At 61.6% G+C, this 18,989-nt stretch carries 17 protein-coding genes; 8 read left to right on the top strand and 9 right to left on the bottom strand.

Annotated features, from left to right (window positions below; all coding sequences use genetic code 11):
* The first annotated feature begins 146 nt into the window (after positions 1–146).
* The 3 genes from VFI82_15555 to guaA all read left to right on the top strand — a co-directional run bounded on the left by VFI82_15555 (position 147) and on the right by guaA (position 3,555).
* On the top strand, positions 147–833 hold the full coding sequence (locus VFI82_15555) for a lipid-binding SYLF domain-containing protein (protein ID HET7186102.1): 687 nt from the start codon (positions 147–149) through the stop codon (positions 831–833).
* A 26-nt stretch (positions 834–859) separates the two neighbouring features.
* Positions 860–1,909 (top strand): hypothetical protein, encoded by a 1,050-nt coding sequence (locus VFI82_15550; protein ID HET7186101.1) that lies wholly within the window; start codon positions 860–862, stop codon positions 1,907–1,909.
* Positions 1,910–1,989: 80 nt separating this feature from the next.
* Positions 1,990–3,555 carry a glutamine-hydrolyzing GMP synthase gene (guaA, locus tag VFI82_15545; protein ID HET7186100.1) on the top strand — a complete coding sequence of 522 codons (1,566 nt, stop codon included), beginning with the start codon at positions 1,990–1,992 and terminating at the stop codon, positions 3,553–3,555.
* 80 nt (positions 3,556–3,635) lie between these two features.
* Here the strand turns inward: guaA and VFI82_15540 are convergent, their stop codons facing one another.
* The 6 genes from VFI82_15540 to VFI82_15515 all read right to left on the bottom strand — a co-directional run bounded on the left by VFI82_15540 (position 3,636) and on the right by VFI82_15515 (position 8,909).
* Positions 3,636–4,148 carry a DinB family protein gene (locus VFI82_15540; protein HET7186099.1) on the bottom strand — a complete coding sequence of 171 codons (513 nt, stop codon included), beginning with the start codon at positions 4,146–4,148 and terminating at the stop codon, positions 3,636–3,638.
* A gap of 2 nt (positions 4,149–4,150) precedes the next feature.
* A complete protein-coding gene (locus VFI82_15535; protein HET7186098.1) occupies positions 4,151–4,528 on the bottom strand; it encodes a hypothetical protein in 378 nt (125 codons plus the stop codon).
* A 305-nt stretch (positions 4,529–4,833) separates the two neighbouring features.
* Positions 4,834–5,841: a tagatose 1,6-diphosphate aldolase gene (locus VFI82_15530; GenBank protein HET7186097.1), complete on the bottom strand. Its 1,008-nt coding sequence runs from the start codon at positions 5,839–5,841 to the stop codon at positions 4,834–4,836.
* Between the two features lie 103 nt (positions 5,842–5,944).
* The gene (gene rph, locus VFI82_15525; GenBank protein HET7186096.1) at positions 5,945–6,682 is read right to left on the bottom strand and encodes a ribonuclease PH; all 738 of its coding nucleotides are present in this window, start codon (positions 6,680–6,682) and stop codon (positions 5,945–5,947) included.
* A 174-nt stretch (positions 6,683–6,856) separates the two neighbouring features.
* Positions 6,857–7,936, bottom strand: a complete 1,080-nt coding sequence (locus tag VFI82_15520) for a VWA domain-containing protein (GenBank protein ID HET7186095.1) — start codon at positions 7,934–7,936, stop codon at positions 6,857–6,859.
* On the bottom strand, positions 7,920–8,909 hold the full coding sequence (locus VFI82_15515; GenBank protein ID HET7186094.1) for a VWA domain-containing protein: 990 nt from the start codon (positions 8,907–8,909) through the stop codon (positions 7,920–7,922). The genes VFI82_15520 and VFI82_15515 overlap by 17 nt, the downstream gene beginning before the upstream one ends.
* 307 nt (positions 8,910–9,216) lie before the next feature.
* Between VFI82_15515 and VFI82_15510 the strand changes: the two genes are divergently transcribed.
* The 5 genes from VFI82_15510 to VFI82_15490 all read left to right on the top strand — a co-directional run bounded on the left by VFI82_15510 (position 9,217) and on the right by VFI82_15490 (position 15,569).
* Entirely contained in the window at positions 9,217–10,500 is a 1,284-nt protein-coding gene (locus VFI82_15510) for a DUF1015 domain-containing protein (protein ID HET7186093.1), read from the top strand.
* A gap of 632 nt (positions 10,501–11,132) precedes the next feature.
* Entirely contained in the window at positions 11,133–12,566 is a 1,434-nt protein-coding gene (locus VFI82_15505) for an N-acetylmuramoyl-L-alanine amidase (protein ID HET7186092.1), read from the top strand.
* Positions 12,563–13,147, top strand: a complete 585-nt coding sequence (locus tag VFI82_15500; GenBank protein HET7186091.1) for a GerMN domain-containing protein — start codon at positions 12,563–12,565, stop codon at positions 13,145–13,147. The genes VFI82_15505 and VFI82_15500 overlap by 4 nt, the downstream gene beginning before the upstream one ends.
* A 182-nt stretch (positions 13,148–13,329) precedes the next feature.
* Positions 13,330–14,274: a cysteine synthase A gene (cysK, locus tag VFI82_15495; protein HET7186090.1), complete on the top strand. Its 945-nt coding sequence runs from the start codon at positions 13,330–13,332 to the stop codon at positions 14,272–14,274.
* A gap of 131 nt (positions 14,275–14,405) precedes the next feature.
* Positions 14,406–15,569: a PLP-dependent aspartate aminotransferase family protein gene (locus VFI82_15490; protein ID HET7186089.1), complete on the top strand. Its 1,164-nt coding sequence runs from the start codon at positions 14,406–14,408 to the stop codon at positions 15,567–15,569.
* A gap of 128 nt (positions 15,570–15,697) precedes the next feature.
* Here the strand turns inward: VFI82_15490 and VFI82_15485 are convergent, their stop codons facing one another.
* From VFI82_15485 to VFI82_15475, 3 genes are all read right to left on the bottom strand, one after another.
* The gene (locus VFI82_15485; protein HET7186088.1) at positions 15,698–16,432 is read right to left on the bottom strand and encodes a lipid-binding SYLF domain-containing protein; all 735 of its coding nucleotides are present in this window, start codon (positions 16,430–16,432) and stop codon (positions 15,698–15,700) included.
* Between the two features lie 180 nt (positions 16,433–16,612).
* Positions 16,613–18,463, bottom strand: coding sequence for an excinuclease ABC subunit UvrC (uvrC, locus tag VFI82_15480; GenBank protein HET7186087.1), 1,851 nt, complete (start codon positions 18,461–18,463; stop codon positions 16,613–16,615).
* Between the two features lie 12 nt (positions 18,464–18,475).
* On the bottom strand, positions 18,476–18,989 hold a 514-nt coding region (locus tag VFI82_15475), incomplete at its 5' end, for a hypothetical protein (GenBank protein ID HET7186086.1).

Below are 18,989 nucleotides of genomic sequence, written 5' to 3'. Positions count from 1 at the left end.
AAGGCGATCGTGGTGCCTCACAAGCTGGTCAACATCGTTGTGAAGTAGTTGCGGCCTGACTCCTGAGGCTTTGAAAGGGCACGGCTTAGCCCTGCCGGTTCCGCCGAGTTAATTTCCAGCTACAATAGCGAACCACGAGGTGTCTTGTGCGCAAGCTGATTGCTGTCGCCGTTATTTTGTCGTTCTCCATTCCCCTCCTCGCGCAACACAAAGAACAGGAACGCCTGCAGGAAGCGGGCACGGTGATGAAGGAAATTCTCAACATCCCCGAGGGGGTCCCGCAGAACATACTGAACAAGGCGGAATGCGTCATCGTCTTCCCCTCAGTGCTGAAGTTCGCGATCGGGGTTGGCGGCAGCTATGGACGCGGCGCGATTACCTGCCGTACGGGCAAGAACCACACCGGCCCGTGGAGCGCGCCTGCGATGATGGCCCTGGAAGGCGGAAACATCGGGATTCAGCTCGGCGGTCAGGCCACCGATTTCGTGCTCCTCGTGATGAATGACCGCGGCGCCGACTCCGTGCTCTCCAGCAAAGTGAAACTGGGCGCCGACGCCGCCGCTGCCGCCGGACCGAAGGGCCGCGACGCCGCTGCCGCAACCGACATCATCATGCGCGCCGAAATCCTCAGCTACTCGCGCTCCCGTGGCCTGTTCGCGGGCGTGTCGCTGGAGGGCTCAACGCTGCGCTCCGACGGCGGCGCTAACCGAAATCTCTACGGCAAGAAGCTGGATGCGAGCGACATCGTTCAGGGCGGCAAAGTCAGTACTCCGCCGGCGGGTAGAGAGCTGATCAGCGTGCTCAGCCAGAAGTCGCCGAGACGCCAAAATTAAGAGCGGACGTCGATTGTCGATGGACGATGGCAAAACCGAATCTCAGCGGCCATCGACCAACGACTATCGACGTTCTGTGGTTAAATTCTCTCGTGCACATCCGCGCCGGATTTCGCGCCATTTTTGTCAGGCCCGCAATGGCGCTGGCGGAAATCGCCTGGCGCTGGGCTTTCGGCGCCGCGGCATGGGCGCTCGTCATTTTCGCCATTCACCGCGTTTTCTCGCGGGTTGATGTTACGCAGCTCGAGCTCCTGATCGCTCGCCACAGCGATCTGTTCCTCATTGCCGATGCCTGCGCCCGCATCGTCGTCCAGGTACTGCCGCAATTAGCGCGAGAGGGCCTCGTGCTCGTCCCCGCCATTGCCGGGTTGTGGATCGCCGCGGGGACCGTCGGGCGGGGGATCACTCTGAACGCTTTGTTCTCAGCTGGTAATCCGGAAGAATCGGCGGTCTTCGCCGGAGTTGAGCCCAACCAACCAGCAACCGGCGCTACCGGCAGGCGCACCGTGCGCTATGGGCCGCTGTTGCTTCTGCATTTAGTCCGCGCCCTCTTCACCATCGCCGCCTTGATTGCCGGTTGCGGAGCCGTATTGCTCGCCGGAGTCGCCTTGGCTGCGCAGAATCCAGCCGCTGCCGCCGGAGTTAGCCTCTTGCTGGTAAGCGTCGTGATGTTGTTTTGGGCGATGGTGAATTGGTTTCTCGCGCTCGCCCCGGTCTGGATCGTGCGCGACGGCCGCCCGGCATTCGCAGCCATTTCCGATTCGTTGCAGCTGTACCGGCGCGACCCGGGCGTGTACGTCGGCATTGCGACCTCGTTCGGCCTGATACGCGCTCTCGCCCTGGTTGCAGCAATCGTGGCGGCGCTGATCGCTTCGCAAGCCTCTCCCGCCGCGGCCGTAGCGATGAATGTTGTCATCGCTCTGGTTTACTTTGCTGTCGCCGATTTTCTCTACATCGCTCGCCTGGCCGCTTTCGTCAGTTTGAACCAAAGCGCGCTCTCCGCGATCAGCATGCCATCACCTGTGCCCGAGTCATTTCTCTCCGCCTCGCTTCCGCCCGCCGGTCACAACGGTTGAGTGCTGACGGCTGAGTGCCGGCTGCTATAACCTGATAGCGAACTTCTTTACACCTCGGCTGGATTCTGAGACATTACAAAGTGCAACACCAATCCATCGTCATCCTCGACTTCGGTTCGCAGTACACGCAGCTCATCGCGCGCCGCATCCGCGAACACAATGTTTTCTCGGTCGTGCTCCCCTGCACCGCGCCCCTGGACGAAATCAAAACTTACGGCCCGGTGGGAATCATTCTGTCCGGCGGCCCGTGCTCGGTCTATGACCACGACGCTCCGCCCGCCGACAAGCGCGTCCTCGATCTCGGTGTGCCGGCGCTCGGAATCTGTTACGGGCTGCATTACATGGCGCATACGCTCGGCGGCAAGGTGGTTCCCGGCAATAAACGCGAGTACGGCCACGCCGAGGTGAAGATCGAAAGCGAATCGCCCCTGTTCAAAAACATCCCGCACAAGATCAAAGTCTGGATGTCGCACGGGGACATGGCGCGCGAGCTGCCCGCCGGCTTCCAGCAGGTCGCGCGCAGTTCGACCGCGCTGGCCGCGATGGAGGACCCCGCGCGCCGCTACTACGCGGTGCAGTTTCATCCCGAGGTACACCACACACCTCAAGGCGCCAACATCCTGAAGAATTTTGTTCTCGATATTTGCGGCGCAACCCCGAACTGGACTCCGCAACGCTTCATTGACGAAACGGTCGCCAACATCCGGGAAGCAGTTGGCCCCAGGGCGCACGCCATTTGCGCCCTTTCCGGCGGGGTGGATTCCTCGGTGGCGGCCACGCTGGTAGCGCGCGCCATCGGCGACCGCTTGACCTGCGTCTTCGTCAACAACGGCGTGTTGCGCATGAATGAATTTGAGAAAGTCCAGAATAACCTGCGGCAGCTGGGGCTCCAAGTGGTGGCGGTGGATGCTTCGCGGCGTTTTCTGGCCAAGCTTGCAGGGGTCACTGATCCGGAGAAGAAGCGCCGCATCATCGGCAATGAGTTCATCGTCGTGTTTGAAGAAGAGGCCTCCAAGATTGTTGTTCGCGACCGGCGCTCCACCGAGGGCAAGGAGCCGGAGTTCCTGGTGCAGGGCACGCTTTATCCCGATGTGATTGAATCGCGTTCCGTGCGCGGGCCGTCGCAAACCATCAAGTCACACCACAATGTCGGAGGGCTGCCGGAAAAAATGCGGCTGAAGCTGATTGAGCCGCTCAAAGATCTGTTCAAGGACGAAGTCCGCCGCATCGGCCGCGATCTCGGGATGCCGGAAGATATTCTTCAGCGCCAGCCGTTTCCCGGACCGGGTTTGGCGGTGCGCATCCTGGGCGAGGTCACGCCCGAGCGCATTGCTATCCTGCAGCAGGCGGACGACATCGTGGTCAGCGAAATCAAGGCCGCCGGACTGTACACCAAGATCTGGCAATCGTTCGCGGTGCTGCTGCCGGTCATGTCGGTCGGCGTGATGGGTGACCAGCGAACCTACGCTTACACCTGCGCCATTCGCGCCGTGCACTCGGAAGACGGCATGACCGCCGACGTCGTCGAACTTCGGTGGAAGGTGATCAAGCGCATCTCCACCCGCCTGGTCAACGAGGTGAAGGGAATCAATCGCGTGGTGTACGACATCACCAGCAAACCGCCGGGCACCATCGAGTGGGAATAGCAGAGCAAAATAGAAGGCACCGGCGCTTCGCCGAGGCAGTTGTCTGATCGTCCGTAGTGCACGGGCGACCTCGCCCGCGACTACTTGCCTTTCGCCGCCGGTTCGCGATCGACCATAACCAGGAAATCCACCGCCTCAGCTTCCGCGCCGAGCTGCCGCAGCAAGGTTGTTACCTGCCCGCGGTGATACGTCCCGTGATTTACCAGGTGGAACATGGCCTGCCACAGCGGGTATGTCCACCGCTCGCCGGCCATGTTGGTGTAGGTCAGCGGCTTCAGCAACGCCGGCTCCGAGACCGATCCGAGGAACGCGCGCACATCCTGCTCCACCCCGCGCCAGTACTTCTCAACTGCACCCAGGTTGGAAAACTGCTCTCCCTTGGGAAAGATGCGCGGCGAGCGGCCGTTCCAACGCTCGCACCAGATCCACTCGGCGCCGGCAACGTGCGTCAGCGTGTCGCGTATCGACGCAAAACTTCCGCCCAGCTTGCGCGTGAATTGCTCTTCGCTCAACTTGCGGCAGGCGTCGAGTTGGCGGTCGCGTGCCCAGTAGTTGTAATCGTAGAGTTGCCGCAGCACCGGCGGAGCGATCATGTTTATCCGGCGGCGCGCTCTGTTCGCTGCGACACCAGCCAGTCCAGTGCCTCCTCGCGCGTTTTGAACATGGGGAATTCGCGCGCCGAGAAAGACACCAGGTTGCGGTAGTAGACATCGGGCATGTCTTCGCCGACGATGGCGGAACGCTTCACATAGGAGCGGTCGTAGGTCGCTGCCACCTTCATGTGATCGGCGGCTTTCTTGTCAAACTCCGCGCCGGTGAAGTCGCAAAGCGTCAGCACCGAATGCGGCGGCTGCGACATCACCACCTGCTGGGCCTGGTCGAAAATTTGGTTGAGTTCTTGCGGTCCGCAGTTGCTGCAGTCGACCAACAGCACCTGCACACCATCGTGCTCGATAAACTGGACACGCTCCATCGCACACCCCCGATGGCAAGTCTGATTTGGGGTAACCCGATCGCGTGACAGCGCCCCACGCGCCTGTCGTGCTGGCGACTCAGGTGTATACACCCATGCGCGAGGTTAGGCAAGTCACAGCTCGCAAGGTGCAGGAGTGAACTGAATAGCCATGGTTTTGCGAAGGGCACGGCTTCAGCCGTGCCGCCCATCGCCGCCAGGAAATGCGGGCTTTAGCCCTTGAGGCTCCAAAGACAAAAGGCGCGGCATCTTGCCCGCGCCCTTACTCCTGGTCCCTAGCCACTAATCACTACCCATCACTGCTCTTACGCTTTTGCCAATTCCGCCTGCACTCCGTAAAGGTCGAACCACGACGTCGCCGCCTTCAGTCTCTCGTTGACGTTGCTGATGTTTTTAACGCCCTCACTCTGCAGCCATTTGCGGAAGGCCTCCGCGCCCTGCTTGGCATATACCGGAATGCCTTCTTTCCAGGTGGCGCGCCCGCATAGCACGCCGTTGAACTTCACGCCCGCTTCTGCCGCCAGTTCCAGCGCCTCCGTGAACTCGGCATTGCTGACGCCTGCGGAAAGATAGATGAACGGCTTGGTGGCCGCGTGGGCTGCCTCGCGGAAAAGATTCATCGCTTCCTGCTTGGAATACGCCTTCTGGCCGGCGTTGGCGCGCGCCCCTTCCACGAACTTCATGTTGACCGGCACTTCCACCTTCATCACGTCGACGCCATAACGATCCTTGGTGAACTCCGCCATGGAAGCGCGCACCGCCTCGGGCTTCTTCTTGGCGAACTCGAAGCCTTTCTCGTCGGCGCCTTCCTCGTAGACCACGAACTCGAGGAAAAACGGAATGTCGTTGGCGCGGCACTCGTCGCCGATGCGTTCCACCCAGGCGTGCTTCTGGTCATTGATCGCCTTGGGATCAAACGGGGTGTAGTACAGCAGGATCTTGCAGCAGTCGGCGCCGCTCTCCTTCAGCCGGCGCACCGACCAGTGATCCAACAGGTCGGGAAGGCGGCCCGGGCCGGTCTTGTCATACCCGGTTTTCTCGTACGCCAGCAGCAGGCCCGCATTGCGGCTGCGGCGCTTGGATGCCGGCAGGCCCCACTCCGGATCCAGCAGGATGGCGCTGGCGTGCGGGGTCAGGACCTCGGTGACCAGCGATTTGAACTCTTCCATGTCGCGGTCGCTGATGTCGCCGCCTTTTTCCTTGGCCAGGGACTTCTGTAGCGACCCACGCTGGTCCATGGCCGCCGCCGCGATCACTCCGCGCTCGGTCGAAACCGCTCTCAGTCCCGACAGTTTTCCTGGAGTCAACTTCACGCCACACCTCCTGTCATGCACAAACCACAAGATAACGAGCGAACCATTCTATACGAACACGAGGACGCGGGTGGCCCACATTTGCCCGGGTTCGGCAAATGTCTCATTGCCTCAACAGGAGATTGCTCAGCACCGCCTGCTGCTTGGCGATCAGCGATTCCACGCCCCGCTTCGCCAACTCGACCATGCGCTTCAACTGCGCGTCGTCGAACGGGCGCTGCTCGGCGGTGGCCTGCACCTCAACCATTTTCTTGGCGCCGGTCATGACGAAGTTCATGTCCACCTCGGCGCGGGAATCTTCCTCGTAGGCCAGGTCGAGCATGATTTCTCCATCCACGATGCCGACGCTGGTGGCGGCCACGAAATCGCGGATGGGAGCATGCGTCATGGTGCCTGCCTCCACAAGCTTCTGCATGGCAAGCCCGAATGCTACGAACGCGCCGGTAATGGAGGCGGTTCGTGTTCCCCCGTCCGCCTGGATGACGTCGCAATCCACCCAGATGGTGCGCTCTCCCAGGCGGGCAAGATCCACCACCGCCCGCAGCGACCTGCCGATCAGCCGCTGGATTTCATGCGTGCGGCCGCCGATGCGTCCGCGCGCCGACTCGCGCGCCGTGCGCGTCAAGGTTGAACGCGGCAGCATGCCGTACTCTCCGGTGACCCAGCCTTTGCCCCTGTTGCGCATCCACGAAGGCACCGCCTCCTCCACCGAAGCGGTGCAGATCACGCGCGTGTTACCCACTTCGATCAGCGCCGAGCCTTCGGCGGTCGAAATGAAGTCGGGCACGATGCGCACCGGCCGCATCTGCTCCGGCGTGCGGTTGTCGCTGCGGTAAACCATGGGGCTGGAATTGTAAATCAGCGGTGGGGTAGGAGTCTTTCAGTCGGTGACTCTGTCCGATGGCCAACCAGCGAACGACTGACAGACTGAGAGACTGACAGAACTGAGAGACTGAAACACCACAAAAAAAAACGAAGCGCGCCCGCAGGCGCGCTCAATTCTCCAAATCCGCAATTACTTCGCCGCTCTCTCCTGCCCGGGATAGTACCCGCTGCGGGTGCGCACCATGAGGTGCTTGTATCCGGGTGCGCGGGCATCGACCTTAATCGTCCGATAGCCGCCCTGCGCCTGCGGCCGCGTCGGCTTGTAGGTGATGGTGTACTGGTTGCGGATGTCGTGGGCCACGGTTTGCGTGATCGAATCCACTTCGCTGAGGTCCTTGGGAAAGAACGATACGCCCCCCGTCTGCTCTGACATTTCCGACAGCGCACGGCGTGCGCGGCGCTGTTTTTCTTCACCCAGCAAGCCGACGGTGTAAACCGTCGGGCCATTTTCCGCCTGCAAGCGCCGGATGGCCTGCTCCAGCGACTCGCGGCTGGCGTTGTCCTCGCCGTCGGTTACCACCAGCAGCACTTTCTTTTCCAGGCGTGCATTCTTCTTCAGGTGCTCCGCCGACGCAACCACGGCGTCGTAAAGCGCCGTCCCGCCGCGCGACTCAATCCGGTCCAGTGCTTCTTTCAGTTGCGGTATCTGGTTGGTGAAATCCTGGTCGAGATAGTATTCGTCGTTAAAATTGACGATGAAGACCTCGTCCTGCGGATTGCTGGAGCGCACGAAATTCACTGCCGCCCGGTTCACCGCCGGACGCTTGTCGCGCATCGAGCCGGAGTTGTCGATCACGATCCCTACCGCCACCGGAATATCTTCGCGCCGGAACGAACGGATCTGCTGCGGCACCCCGTCTTCGAACACTTGAAAATCGTTCCGGGTGAGCCCGGTCACCAGGCGGTGCTTATCGTCGATCACGGTGGCGTGGAGGGCCACTTCCTCCACCTTGGCAGTGAATACGTAAGTGCCATTCTCCTGCCGGGACGGCTCCTGACCAGCCTGGCGGCCGGAGGGCACCTGGACCGTGTTTCCCGGCTGGTTGGGCGCGTCGCCCGGCATCGGCTCGGGGATTCCCGGTTGCTGTCCGGAGGACTGCGGTGGCTGCGCCGGCGCCTGATTCGGATACGAAGACGTTTGCGCCCCCAGAAACGCGCTCAGCGCGACCAGGGACACGAGCACAAGCAGGAACTTATTCCGTAGGAGCATAGTAACCCGTTTTCGCATATACATGCAGAGGGGGCAAGCCCTTCGGCGGATTCAGCTTTACTTTCACTTTTCGCCATTTGCCATCGTGCACTGGATTCTTTGGACGGTATCCGAGCACGTATTGGTTGCGTAGCTCCACACCGATCTTTGTCGCCACATCCGCCAGTTCATTCGGATTATCGATGGTAAATGTCCGCCCGCCAGTAACATCGGTCAGGCCAGCCAGCATGGTCGGCCCCATCCGCTCCTCTTCGGTGCGCGGCGTCGAGTCAAAGATGCCGATGGCGTACATCTGCACGTCCGCTTCCTTGACCAGGCTCTTGATCTCGCTCTCCGTGTAGCGACTGTGATTGTCGCCCCCGTCGGAGATCACCAGCAGCGCCTTCTTCTGCTGGTGTGCGTGGCGCATTTTGTTCAGCCCCATGTAGATCGCGTCCAGCAGCGCAGTGCGGCCCCTGGGGTTCACGGTGACTAACTTGCCCTGGATATCTTCCACCGACGAAGTGAAGTCGCTCACCAGTTCCGGCCGTTCGGAGAAGGCAACCATGAAAAATTCGTCTTCCGGATTGGCGGTGCGAAAGAACTCGACCACCGCCTCCCGGGACTTCTCAATCTTGTTGCTCATGCTGCCGCTGGTGTCGAAAATCACGCCCAGCGACAAGGGCGCGTCTTCGCTGGAAAAGTGGCGAATTTCCTGCTTCTGGCCATTCTCGAACAGCTCAAAATTATCGCGTTCCAAGCCCGTGACCAGACGGTTCAGGGTGTCGGTGATGGTGGCCGGAATCAGCACCAGGTCCACGTCCACCCGCATCGGCTTGGTGTGCGTCTTCAGACCTGAATCGGAAATTTTTCCGCTGGCCGGCTTCGTCGCGTCGGCTGGACGTGAGCGAGGCTCAACGTGCACTTGATCCTGGATCTGCGCCGGCAGAGCAATCGTAAAGATCAGCGCCGCGGCCCATATCAGCAGCCGCAAGCATCGGTAAGAATCCGACCAGTCCGCGAATGGTGACCGTATCCGGAGCACAGTCTTGAACAATCTTGTGAGGGTGTGTCGCTAACCTGCCAAACCCGCAATGATCGCGGGGTTACCTCGCCTCGTTAGATTGGATGCTACCACAGCTTGGGAAGCATGAGAATTTGCCGCACTGGAGTGCTGGGACGAATGTGCAAGTTCTTTTTCCGGGCCGCCCATAGCCGCCAAGAAATGCGGGCTTTAGCCCCTCAGGTTACCCATGCGTGGCTGTTAGACTGGTTTGTGAGATAACTTCTAGAATCCCCCCATGGAGATCGCACCGTTTCGCGCCTACCGCTATGACCCGACGAGAGTTTCCATTGGCGATGTCGTAACCCAACCCTACGACAAGATTTCCCCGCAGATGCAGGCGCGCTATTACCAGGCCAGTCCGTTCAACCTGGTGCGAATCATCCTGGGCGACCCCAAGCTCGAAAAACCCGACGTATACCAGGCTGCGGCCGAGCATTTTCGCGAGTGGCGCGATCAAGGCGTACTGCGCGCCGATCCCGAGCCCTCCCTCTACACCTACTGCCAGCGATTTACGCCGGCCGGTGCGACCAAGGAGATGGAGCGCCGCGCCTTCATCGCCCTGGGCCGCATTTATGAATACTCCGACGCCGTCGTTTTCCGTCACGAGCTTACCCATGCCAAGCCCAAGCAGGACCGGTTGGATCTGTTGCGGGCCACGCGCGCTCAATTCGAGCAGCTCTTCATGCTGTACAGCGATCCTCGCGGCAGAATTGATGGCTTGCTGCTGAAGACGGCCTCCACTCCCGAAATCCGGGTACGCGACGAATACGGCGTGGAGCACCGCCTGTCGCGTTGCGGCGAGCGCGACGTCGTCCGGCAAGTGGTCGGCCTGATGGCCGATAAAAAGATCATCATTGCCGACGGCCACCATCGCTACGAAACCGCCCAGGACTACCACGACGAGCGTTGCGCAACTTCCGGCGGAAAAACCGATGCAGCATCGGCTTTCGCCATCATGACCTTCGTCAACATGGACGCGCCCGGCCTGCTCATCCTGCCCACGCACCGCGTCATCAGCGGCGTGCCCGGGTTTGACAAAGACCTGTTCCTGCGCAGCGCGTTTCCCTACTTCACGGTCGAGCAGTCCGCGGCTGCCGATCCGGTGCGCCTGTTCCCGCTGCTTGATCACGCCGGCCAGCAGGGAACCGCCTTCGTTGCCGTGATCGGGCACGAGGCGTTTCTCCTGCGCGCCCGGCCTGGCGCCGCAGACTCGGTGCTGGCGGGAGTACCGGCGCGCCAGCGCGAGCTTGACCTCGTTCACCTGCACAAGATCCTGCTCGAGCACGTGCTCGGTTTATCCGAAGAGTCCATTCGACTTCAGCAGAACATCCGCTACGTGCGCGAGGCCGGCGAGGCCATCCAGCAGGCGCAGGGTGGGGCGAATGTCGCGTTCCTCGTAAACCCGGTGCGCGTCGACCAGGTGCGGGACATCGCTTTTGCCGGCGAGGTGCTGCCGCAAAAATCCACCGACTTCTATCCCAAACTCCTCAGCGGCCTGGCAATTTATGCGATGGAGTGAAAGGTACCTGAGTACCGAGTCGCATTCGCGCAGAGGCATTCCAATCCCCGAGCTCACCCCTGTCATCCTGAGCGAAGTCAACCCCAGCCCGAGCGAAGCGAGGCCGGCACAATTCCAGCCCACGGCGTGAGCCGTGGGTAGGCGCCCAAGCAAATATCCCGAGCCCCTTCAGCGCCGATACGCCGTCCGCGAGGGCGTCAGCCCGAGTCGAAGATCTAGGGTTTGTTGAAGTCATCCCGCATCTTGAGTAATGACAAACAATAAAAAGTTGTCATCCTGAGCGAGGGCGCACGCCCGAGTCGAAGGACCCCTACTCCGCCCGCACCGCCAACCGCTAACAGGCATTCCAATCCCTGAACCCAACCCCTCTGGGCAAAGCCCAGGATCTATGCTTTTGTTGACACACTTCCGCACATCGAAGTGACGCACAACCCCAGCCCGAGCGAAGCGAGGCCGGCACAATTCCAGCCCACGGCGTGAGCCGTGGGTAGGCGCCCAAACAAATTTCCCGAGAGCCGACACGCCGTTTTGCGAGGGCGTCAGCCCGAGTCGCACGTGAGGACTCCGTTAAAATTCTGTAGCCCCTCCGCCCTCTTAACGAGCGATAAACTGCGTTAAGATTTCCCCACACCGTGAAACCCTGCCGTAATCTCGTCGCGATCGTTCTTGTCGTAGCCTCCCTGACCGCGACCGCCGCTGACGACAAGCGTCTCAGTGTCTACACGCCGCAAACATATTTCTGGGTCACGCTTTCCGAGCGTGAGGGACGCGATTACGTTGCTCTGCTCGACGTGCTGGGCCCGCTCGGTTCCACCTCCGCCCGCCGCGATGGCGACAAATGGAAAGTCGAGTTCAATCGCACCCAGTCGGAATTCAAGATCGAAAAAAACAAGGCCAAGGTCAACCGCAAGAACATTGACCTTACCGGCCCCTTCATCCTGGAAAACGGGCGCGGGCTGGTACCGCTGCATTCTCTCGGCCGGATTTTGTCGCGGCTCCTGCCCACCGCGGTTGACGTGCGCGAGCCGGGGCGGCGTGTCTTCATCGGCGGCGCGGCAACCGGGTTCACCGCCGAATTGGAGCCTGCCTCCGGCAAGCTGGTCCTGCATTTTTCCGCGCCCGTGAACCCTGCCATCACGAGCGACGCAAGCAAAGTCCACATCACTTTCACGCGGGATCCCGTGGTCGGGTCCAATGTCACCCATACCTTTGACGACAAGACCATCCACTCCACGACCTTTTCCGAGCACGATAGCGTCGCCGAATTCGCCATCCAGGGCGGGGTTCCATTGCTGGCGACTGTCAGCGATCAGAATAGGACCATCACCATTGCGCCGATGCCGGTGCGCGCACAGGCTGCGCCTCCGCCTCCACCGCCGGCTCCGGAGCCGCGAGCTCCCGCCACCGCAACGCCTCAGACCGCCGCCGGTCCGCAAGTTGCTCCGGCTGCGCATCCTCGCGCTACCGTGATCATCGATCCCGGCCACGGCGGCGACGACCGTGGCGCCGCCCTCTCGGAAACGCTGGCTGAAAAGGATGTCACGCTTGCATTTGCGCGGAGGTTGCGCGCCGCGCTCGAGCAGAAAGGCATACCGTCCACCCTGTTGCGCGACAGCGATATCTCGCTGACCTCCGACCAGCGCGCGTCGCTGGCCAACGCGGCGCGGCCTCTGGTGTTCCTCACGCTGCATGCCGGAAGCGTCGGTACCGGCGTCCGTGTTTACACGGCACAACTCGGCGAGAGCGTGCCGCGGCCGGGCAGCTTTCTCCCGTGGGACACGGCGCAGGGCGCGTTTCTGGAGGGAAGCCGCGCGCTGGCGGGCAGCGTGGTCGCCGAGATTGCCAAGCGCACGATTCCTGTTGGCAGCGCGCCCGTCTTGTTGCGTCCGTTGAACAACGTTTCCGCGACAGCCATTGCCCTCGAGTTGATGCCGCCGGCCTCGGACGTGGGTAGCCTGATGAGCGTCAACTACCAGCAATCGGTCTGTGCCGCCATTGCCGACGGAATTGCAGCGGCGTCGAAGACGGCGGCATCGCACTCCGCACCTCCAGGAGGCGAGCAATGACGCGGCGCGTGAAAATCCTGCTCGTGGTGCTGGCGGTCGGAGTCGCCGCCATGGGTTATTACGCTTTGCGCTTGAAGCGCCAGGCGGAGCGGCTGCCGGTGCGCGCGCTGGATACGCGTCCCATCACGGCCCCGATTTCCGGCCCCGCGGAGCGCGTCACGCTCTTCGTCGCCAGTGATCATGACGGCATGCTTCATCGCGAAAGCACGGCCATCGCTGTTCCCGCCGACGCCAACGAACGCGCTCGCCAGATCCTGCGTGCGCTCTTCTCGGTTTATTTGCAGAAAAATTCGCCGCACCCGCTGGGCAGCGGCGCCGACGTCAAATACGTCTTCCTGGTCCAGCCCAACATGGCCATCGTGGACACCAATGCCGCCTTCGCCGAATCGCATCGCTCCGGCATCCTCGTCGAGCAACTGACCGTCGCCTCCATGGCGCGCACGCTGGCGGCAAACTTTCCCGGCATGATCCGGGTGAAGATCCTGGTCGATGGAAAGGAGCGTGAGACGCTGGCCGGCCACGCCGACCTCGCCGATTTCTATGACACCGCTGCGGGCGAGCAGTTTCCGGTGGCGGAGTAGCTTTTGATGCCGATCGGAGATTTAAAAATGGAAATTTGAAATTTGAAGATTTGAAATTGACTCCAAGCACCGCGGTAAAACTTTCCATTCTCGAGTTTCCAATTTGAATTCCGTCGTCAGTCGTCATTCATCAATGCATTTGACTCGCCCCCGCGCCTCTCTTACTCTGTCCAGTGCCTCCCATGACGCTCCAACAAGCCGCCCGCCTGCGTGTCGCCGAGGACATCACGGAGCTGGTCGGCGAAACGCCGCTGCTGCACTTGCGCAAGGTTCCTCCCGCCGGCGCGGGCGAAGTATACGCCAAGCTGGAATACCTGAATCCCGGCGGCAGCATCAAGGACCGCGCTGCCGTCGGCATCATCAAGCGCGCGGAACAGGAAGGCCGGCTGCACGCCGGCGACACGATCCTGGAAGCGACCGCCGGCAATACCGGCATCGGGCTGGCGCTCATCGGAATCAACCGCGGATACCGGGTCATCGTCTGCATTCCCCAAAAATTCGCGAAGGAAAAAGTCGTGCTCATGCAGGCGCTCGGCGCGGAGGTGATCCGCACTCCGGATGACGAAGGCATGGCCGGCGCCATCCGCCGGGCACAGGAACTGGCGGCGAAAATTCCCGGCTCATTCCTGGCCGGACAATTTTCCAACCAGGCCAACCCCGACTACCACTACGAAACCACCGGGCGCGAAATCTGGCAGCAGATGCGGGAGAAAGTCGACGCCGTCGTACTGGGCGCTGGCACCGGCGGCACCTTCACCGGCGTGGCCAGATTCATAAAGGAGCGCAACCCGCGCGCGCTCGCGTACCTGGTCGAATCGCAGGGTTCCATCTACGGCGGCGGCCAGCCCGGAGATCACAAGGTGGAAGGCATCGGCTCCAGCTTCATCCCGGAAACGGCGCACATGAACCTGGCCGACGGCATTATCACGGCGAAAGATCCGGAAGCCTTTGAGATGACTCGCCGCCTGGCGCGCGAGGAAGGCGTGTTTGCCGGCTCCAGCGGCGGCGCGGCGGTGTGGGCGACCATCGAGGTCGCGAAAAAATTGGGCGCCGGCAAGCGCGTGGTCACGGTGATCCCCGATTCCGCCGAACGATATTTGTCCAAGAATATTTTTGAAGGACCGTAACCGCTCTAGAACAGTGTCACCCTGAGCGAGGGCGAAGGCCCGAGTCGAAGGGTCCCTGGGTTGGCTGGTGCTCACGCCAAGTTCAAGCCTTTCAAACTCAATCCGTCGCTCATATCTTTCAAGGACGCCTTATGGCCAACAAAATTTCCCGCGGCTTTTCCACCACCGCCATCCATGCCGGGCAGGAACCGGAGCCGCGCACCGGCGCTGTCTCCTTTCCCATTTTTGCGACCTCGACTTACGTCCAGGATGAGCTGGGCAAGCCGCGGCTCGGCTACGAGTACGCGCGCGTCACCAATCCCACGCGCGACCGCTTGCAGGAGAACCTCGCGGCGCTCGAGGGCGGCAGCGCGGCGCGCGTTTTTTCCAGCGGCATGGCTGCCATCAACGCCATCTGCACCATGATGAAGTCCGGCGACCACGTGGTCTGCTCCGACAATGTCTACGGCGGCGTACCGCGCCTGTTCAACCAGATCCTCGCCAACTTCGGGCTGGAATTTACCTACGTCGATACCTCCGACTTGCGCGCGGTCGAGCGCGCCATCCGGAAAAACACGCGTTACGTTTACGTCGAGACCCCGACCAACCCGCTCATGACGATCAGCGACCTGGCTGCCATCTCCGCCCTCGCGCATCGCCGCCGCGCCGAGGTCATCGTGGACAACACCTTCATGTCGCCATACTTTCAGCGCCCCATCGAACTGGGCGCCGACATGGTGGTCCACTCCACCACGAAATTCCTCAACGGGCACAGCGACGGGCTGGGCGGCGTTGTCGTCTGCACCACAGCGGAGCAGGCCGAGCAGCTCGCCTTCATTCAGAAATCGGCGGGAGCCATCCTGTCACCCTTCGAATGCTGGCTGGTATTGCGCGGCGTCAAGACGCTCGCCGTCCGCATGCGGCGCCACGACGAAAACGGCCGGCAGATCGCAGCGCACCTGGCGCAGCACCGCAAAGTCAGGGCTGTTTTTTATCCGGGGCTGCCAAATCACCCGCAGCACGATCTTGCAAGCCACCAGATGACCGGTTTCGGCTCCATGATCACGTTTGAAACTGGCTCTCTCGGCAATGCCAAGCGCCTGCTGAAAAAATCAGGTGGCACGCTTACGCTCGGTGAATCGCTGGGCGGCGTGGAGACCCTGATCTCGCATCCCGCCACCATGACGCACGCCGCGCTCGGGGCGAAGGGACGGCGCGCCATCGGCATTACCGACGGCATGGTCCGCATTTCTGTCGGAATCGAAGATGTGGACGACATCATCTCCGACCTGGAAACCGCGCTGCGCGCTATCTGAGCGGCTGCGCGCGCTCATCTCTGGGCGACACCTCGACCTCAGTGCGTCAAGATCAGTGAGTCAAAGAAAAGAGGAGCTGTTCACGCAGCTCCTCTCTACCTTTGGTTCGGTTGTTCACGAAAGTTCGGTTACTCCTTGGCGACAGCCTCGGAGAAATCCCGGCGCACGGCGTCGGTAAACTTTGCTGCCACCGCCGGCGTTTGCACTTGTCCCGACAGAATTTCCCGGAACCCCACCTGCCGCCCGTAGAGCGCAGCCGTGGTATCCATGTCCTGCGAGACCTTGGCGCCGTTGAGCGTCAGGCCGGCGAACAGTCCCTTGGTGCGGGAATAGCTAAGAATCTCCGACTTCATTGCCACGTCGGTGGCCGCTTCCGCATGGCGTCCCACCGGGCCGGCGGCGATGGAGGCATCCGCGCCCAACTTCACCTTGTCGCTGAGCAAATCGGCCAGCGCGTGGTCATTCATGAAAACCAGCACCACGTCGGCAGACTGCACGCCGATCTGCGCTCCCCAGCTTCCGCCGCTCAAGGCCACCGGAGCGGGCGCGCTCCAGCCGTTAGCGTTACGGCAGCTTGCCAGTCCTCGGCCATGCTGCCCGCCAAACACGAACCCACCCTTTACCATGTCAGGAATCACGGCGACACATTTCGCTTTCGACATGATTTCCGCGGGAATGCTGCTGTCCGGCGCGTTGACCAGCGCGTTCAGGTCGTTGGCCGCCATGTCGACGCGGTCAGAGACCTGCGCCGCCTGCGTGTCGGTGCCCTGCGGCGTAGCCGCTGTTGCCGGTTTGTGGCTGCACCCGGCTGCCAGCAGCAGAGAACACAAAATTACAAAACTTACGATTCCCAGTTTCTTCATCATTCGCTCCCTCTCTCGATACGCGCGCTACCCCATGAATGCAGGGCGCGCGCCTTAGCTGGTTGGAAGTAAGCAGTGGCCGCTGGTTTGCCTCAATCGCGCTCCAGCTCACGATTTAGGAGGGGAGACAGGAGGGTAGTTTTGAAACAACTCACAAGGCCAACGGCGCCAGGGTCAAGGCTAAGAGCCATCCTTGAAGTGTTGCAGGATTGCCTCTGCCTGGGGTTTGCTCACCACCGCCGAGAGGGCTGCCTGGTCCGCATCTTTTATCGCCTGCACGCTGCCGAAATGCTGCAGCAGGCGACGCGTGGTTCGCTCGCCGACGCCTGGAATCTCCAGTAATTCGGTTCTGCGGTCGCGCATCTCGCGCCGCTTGCGATGAAAGGTCACGGCGAAGCGGTGCGCTTCATCGCGGATCAACTGCACCAGGTGCAGCACCGGCGAATGGTGGTCGAGCACCACCGGCTCGTCTTCCTGGCCGTGGACATAAATGATCTCCTCGCGCTTGGCGATGGAGGCCAGGGGCTGGTTCGTGATCTGCAGCGACTCCAGCGCCTCGGCCGCCGCGTGCAGTTGCCCGATGCCGCCGTCGATCAATATCAGGCTTGGCATTTTGGCTTTTTCTTCCTGCACGCGCTTGTAGCGGCGCGTCACCACTTCGCGCATGGAAGCGAAGTCGTCCACACCCGCCACCGAACGGATAATGAACTTGCGGTAATCGCTCTTCTTCATCTTCCCGTCTTCCCACACCACCATCGACGCCACCGTTTCGGCGCCCTGGATGTGGGAGATGTCGAAGCACTCGATGCGCCGCGGCAACTCCGGCAGCATCATTACGTCCTGCAGCGACTCCTGGATCACCTTGGCGGCCGGTTTCATCACCCGGAAGCGCTGGTCGAAGGACTGCTTGGCGTTCTGCCCGGCCAGGTCAATCAAGGAGCGCTTTTCGCCGCGCAGCGGAACGTTGATGTGCACCTTGTGCCCGCAGTTCGCCGACAGCAGCTCTTCCAGGCTCTCGCGATCTTCAAAGTCCACCGGCACGAAGATTTCCCGCGGCACGTACTGTTGATCGATGTACACCTGCTTGAGAAGGGCAGAGAAGAATTCGCCCGGGTTGAAATTGCCGTGGTTTTCCGCGGTCGAGGGCGAGCGCGCTCCATCCCCGGGGAAGGGCAGGTCTTCCCAGAAAAATTCGCGCCGGTCGAGCACTTTGCCGCCGCGCATGTGAAACAGGTTGACGGCCAGCATCTGGTTCTCCCAGTGATAGCCGAAGACGTCGGCGTCACTGCCTTCCGCCGCCGCCATGCGCTGCTTGTCCTGCAACTGCTCGACGGTGGAAATCAGGTCGCGATACTTGGCCGCCAGTTCGTACTGCTGGTTTTCCGCCGCGGCTTCCATCCGCCGCAGCAGAGAACGCGAGAGTTCCGTCTGCCGTCCCTCCAGGAACAGTTTGACGTCGCGAACCGCTTCCTCGTAAGCGCCGGGCGTGGTCAGCCCTTGCACGCACGGCCCCAGGCAACGGCCGATGTAGTACTGCAAGCACGGGCGGGGATGGAAACGGCTGAGATCAACTTTGCAGCTCGGAACCAAGAAGTGGCGGTGGACCAGGTCCACGATCCGGTACGCCAAATTGGCGGGGAAATACGGGCCGTAATACTGGCTGCCGTCTTTCTTCAACCGGCGCGTGACAAATACCCGCGGAAAACGTTCCCCCAGCGTGAGCTTCACATACGGGTAACTCTTGTCGTCGCGCAGGAGAATATTGAAGCGCGGTTTCTTCTGCTTGATCAGGTTGTTCTCAAGCGCCAGCGCCTCGTGCTCGTTGTCGACAACGATGTAGTCGACGTCCACCGCTTCGCGCAGCAGGCTGCCGGTTTTCGCGTCCTCGGCCCGGCCCTCGACAAAGTAGCTGCGCACCCGGTTCCGCAGCTGCTTCGCCTTGCCGACATAGATGACCTCGCCTTCGGCGTTCTTATACAGGTAGACGCCGGCGCGGGTAGGCAAGGAACGGATTTTGGCCTGCAGATCCATCTACATATCAGATTAGCAGGAACATGATATGGGTGCGGCACGCCCCGAGCCCGCCGGGCGCATTCGTTTGGCGGACCAGTGAGCAGGCTTGGTGATGGCGCCGGCGGCGCACGCTTGGATGTCAAAGACCTGGTTGGGGTCGCGGGCGGGCTTGCCTTCGGCGATGCGGTCGAACTCTTCCACTGCCTGTTCGGCTTCGCTGGGAGGCAGCTTGAGGACTTCGAGGAGCTCCTGGAGGAAGGATTTTTCGCGCGCGATGTCATGGCGGTCGGCAATACCGGCCGTTTCCTCGCGCAGGTGCTTGAGGTTGGAGCTGGCAATCTGCAGCGCGTAGAGCATGAGGGCAGCGCGCTTGGTGTCGACCTCTTTTTCGGCGAGGAAACGAATGACCTGGAAGAGAGCGTATTGCAGGCTCATGGCGTCCTCGACCATGCGCAGGTTGAGGTCGGGCTTGCCGTGAGCGCCGGCATGAAAGACGCAGTAATCGGCGCCGCGGCGGGCGGGAGCGGCGCAGGGGTCTCCGTTC

This window comes from Terriglobales bacterium (assembly GCA_035691485.1).
Taxonomy (GTDB): Bacteria; Acidobacteriota; Terriglobia; order Terriglobales; family Acidobacteriaceae; genus JAIQGF01.
The sequence above is the reverse complement of the archived record's forward strand: the minus strand, read 5'-3'. Positions and strand labels throughout refer to the sequence as shown.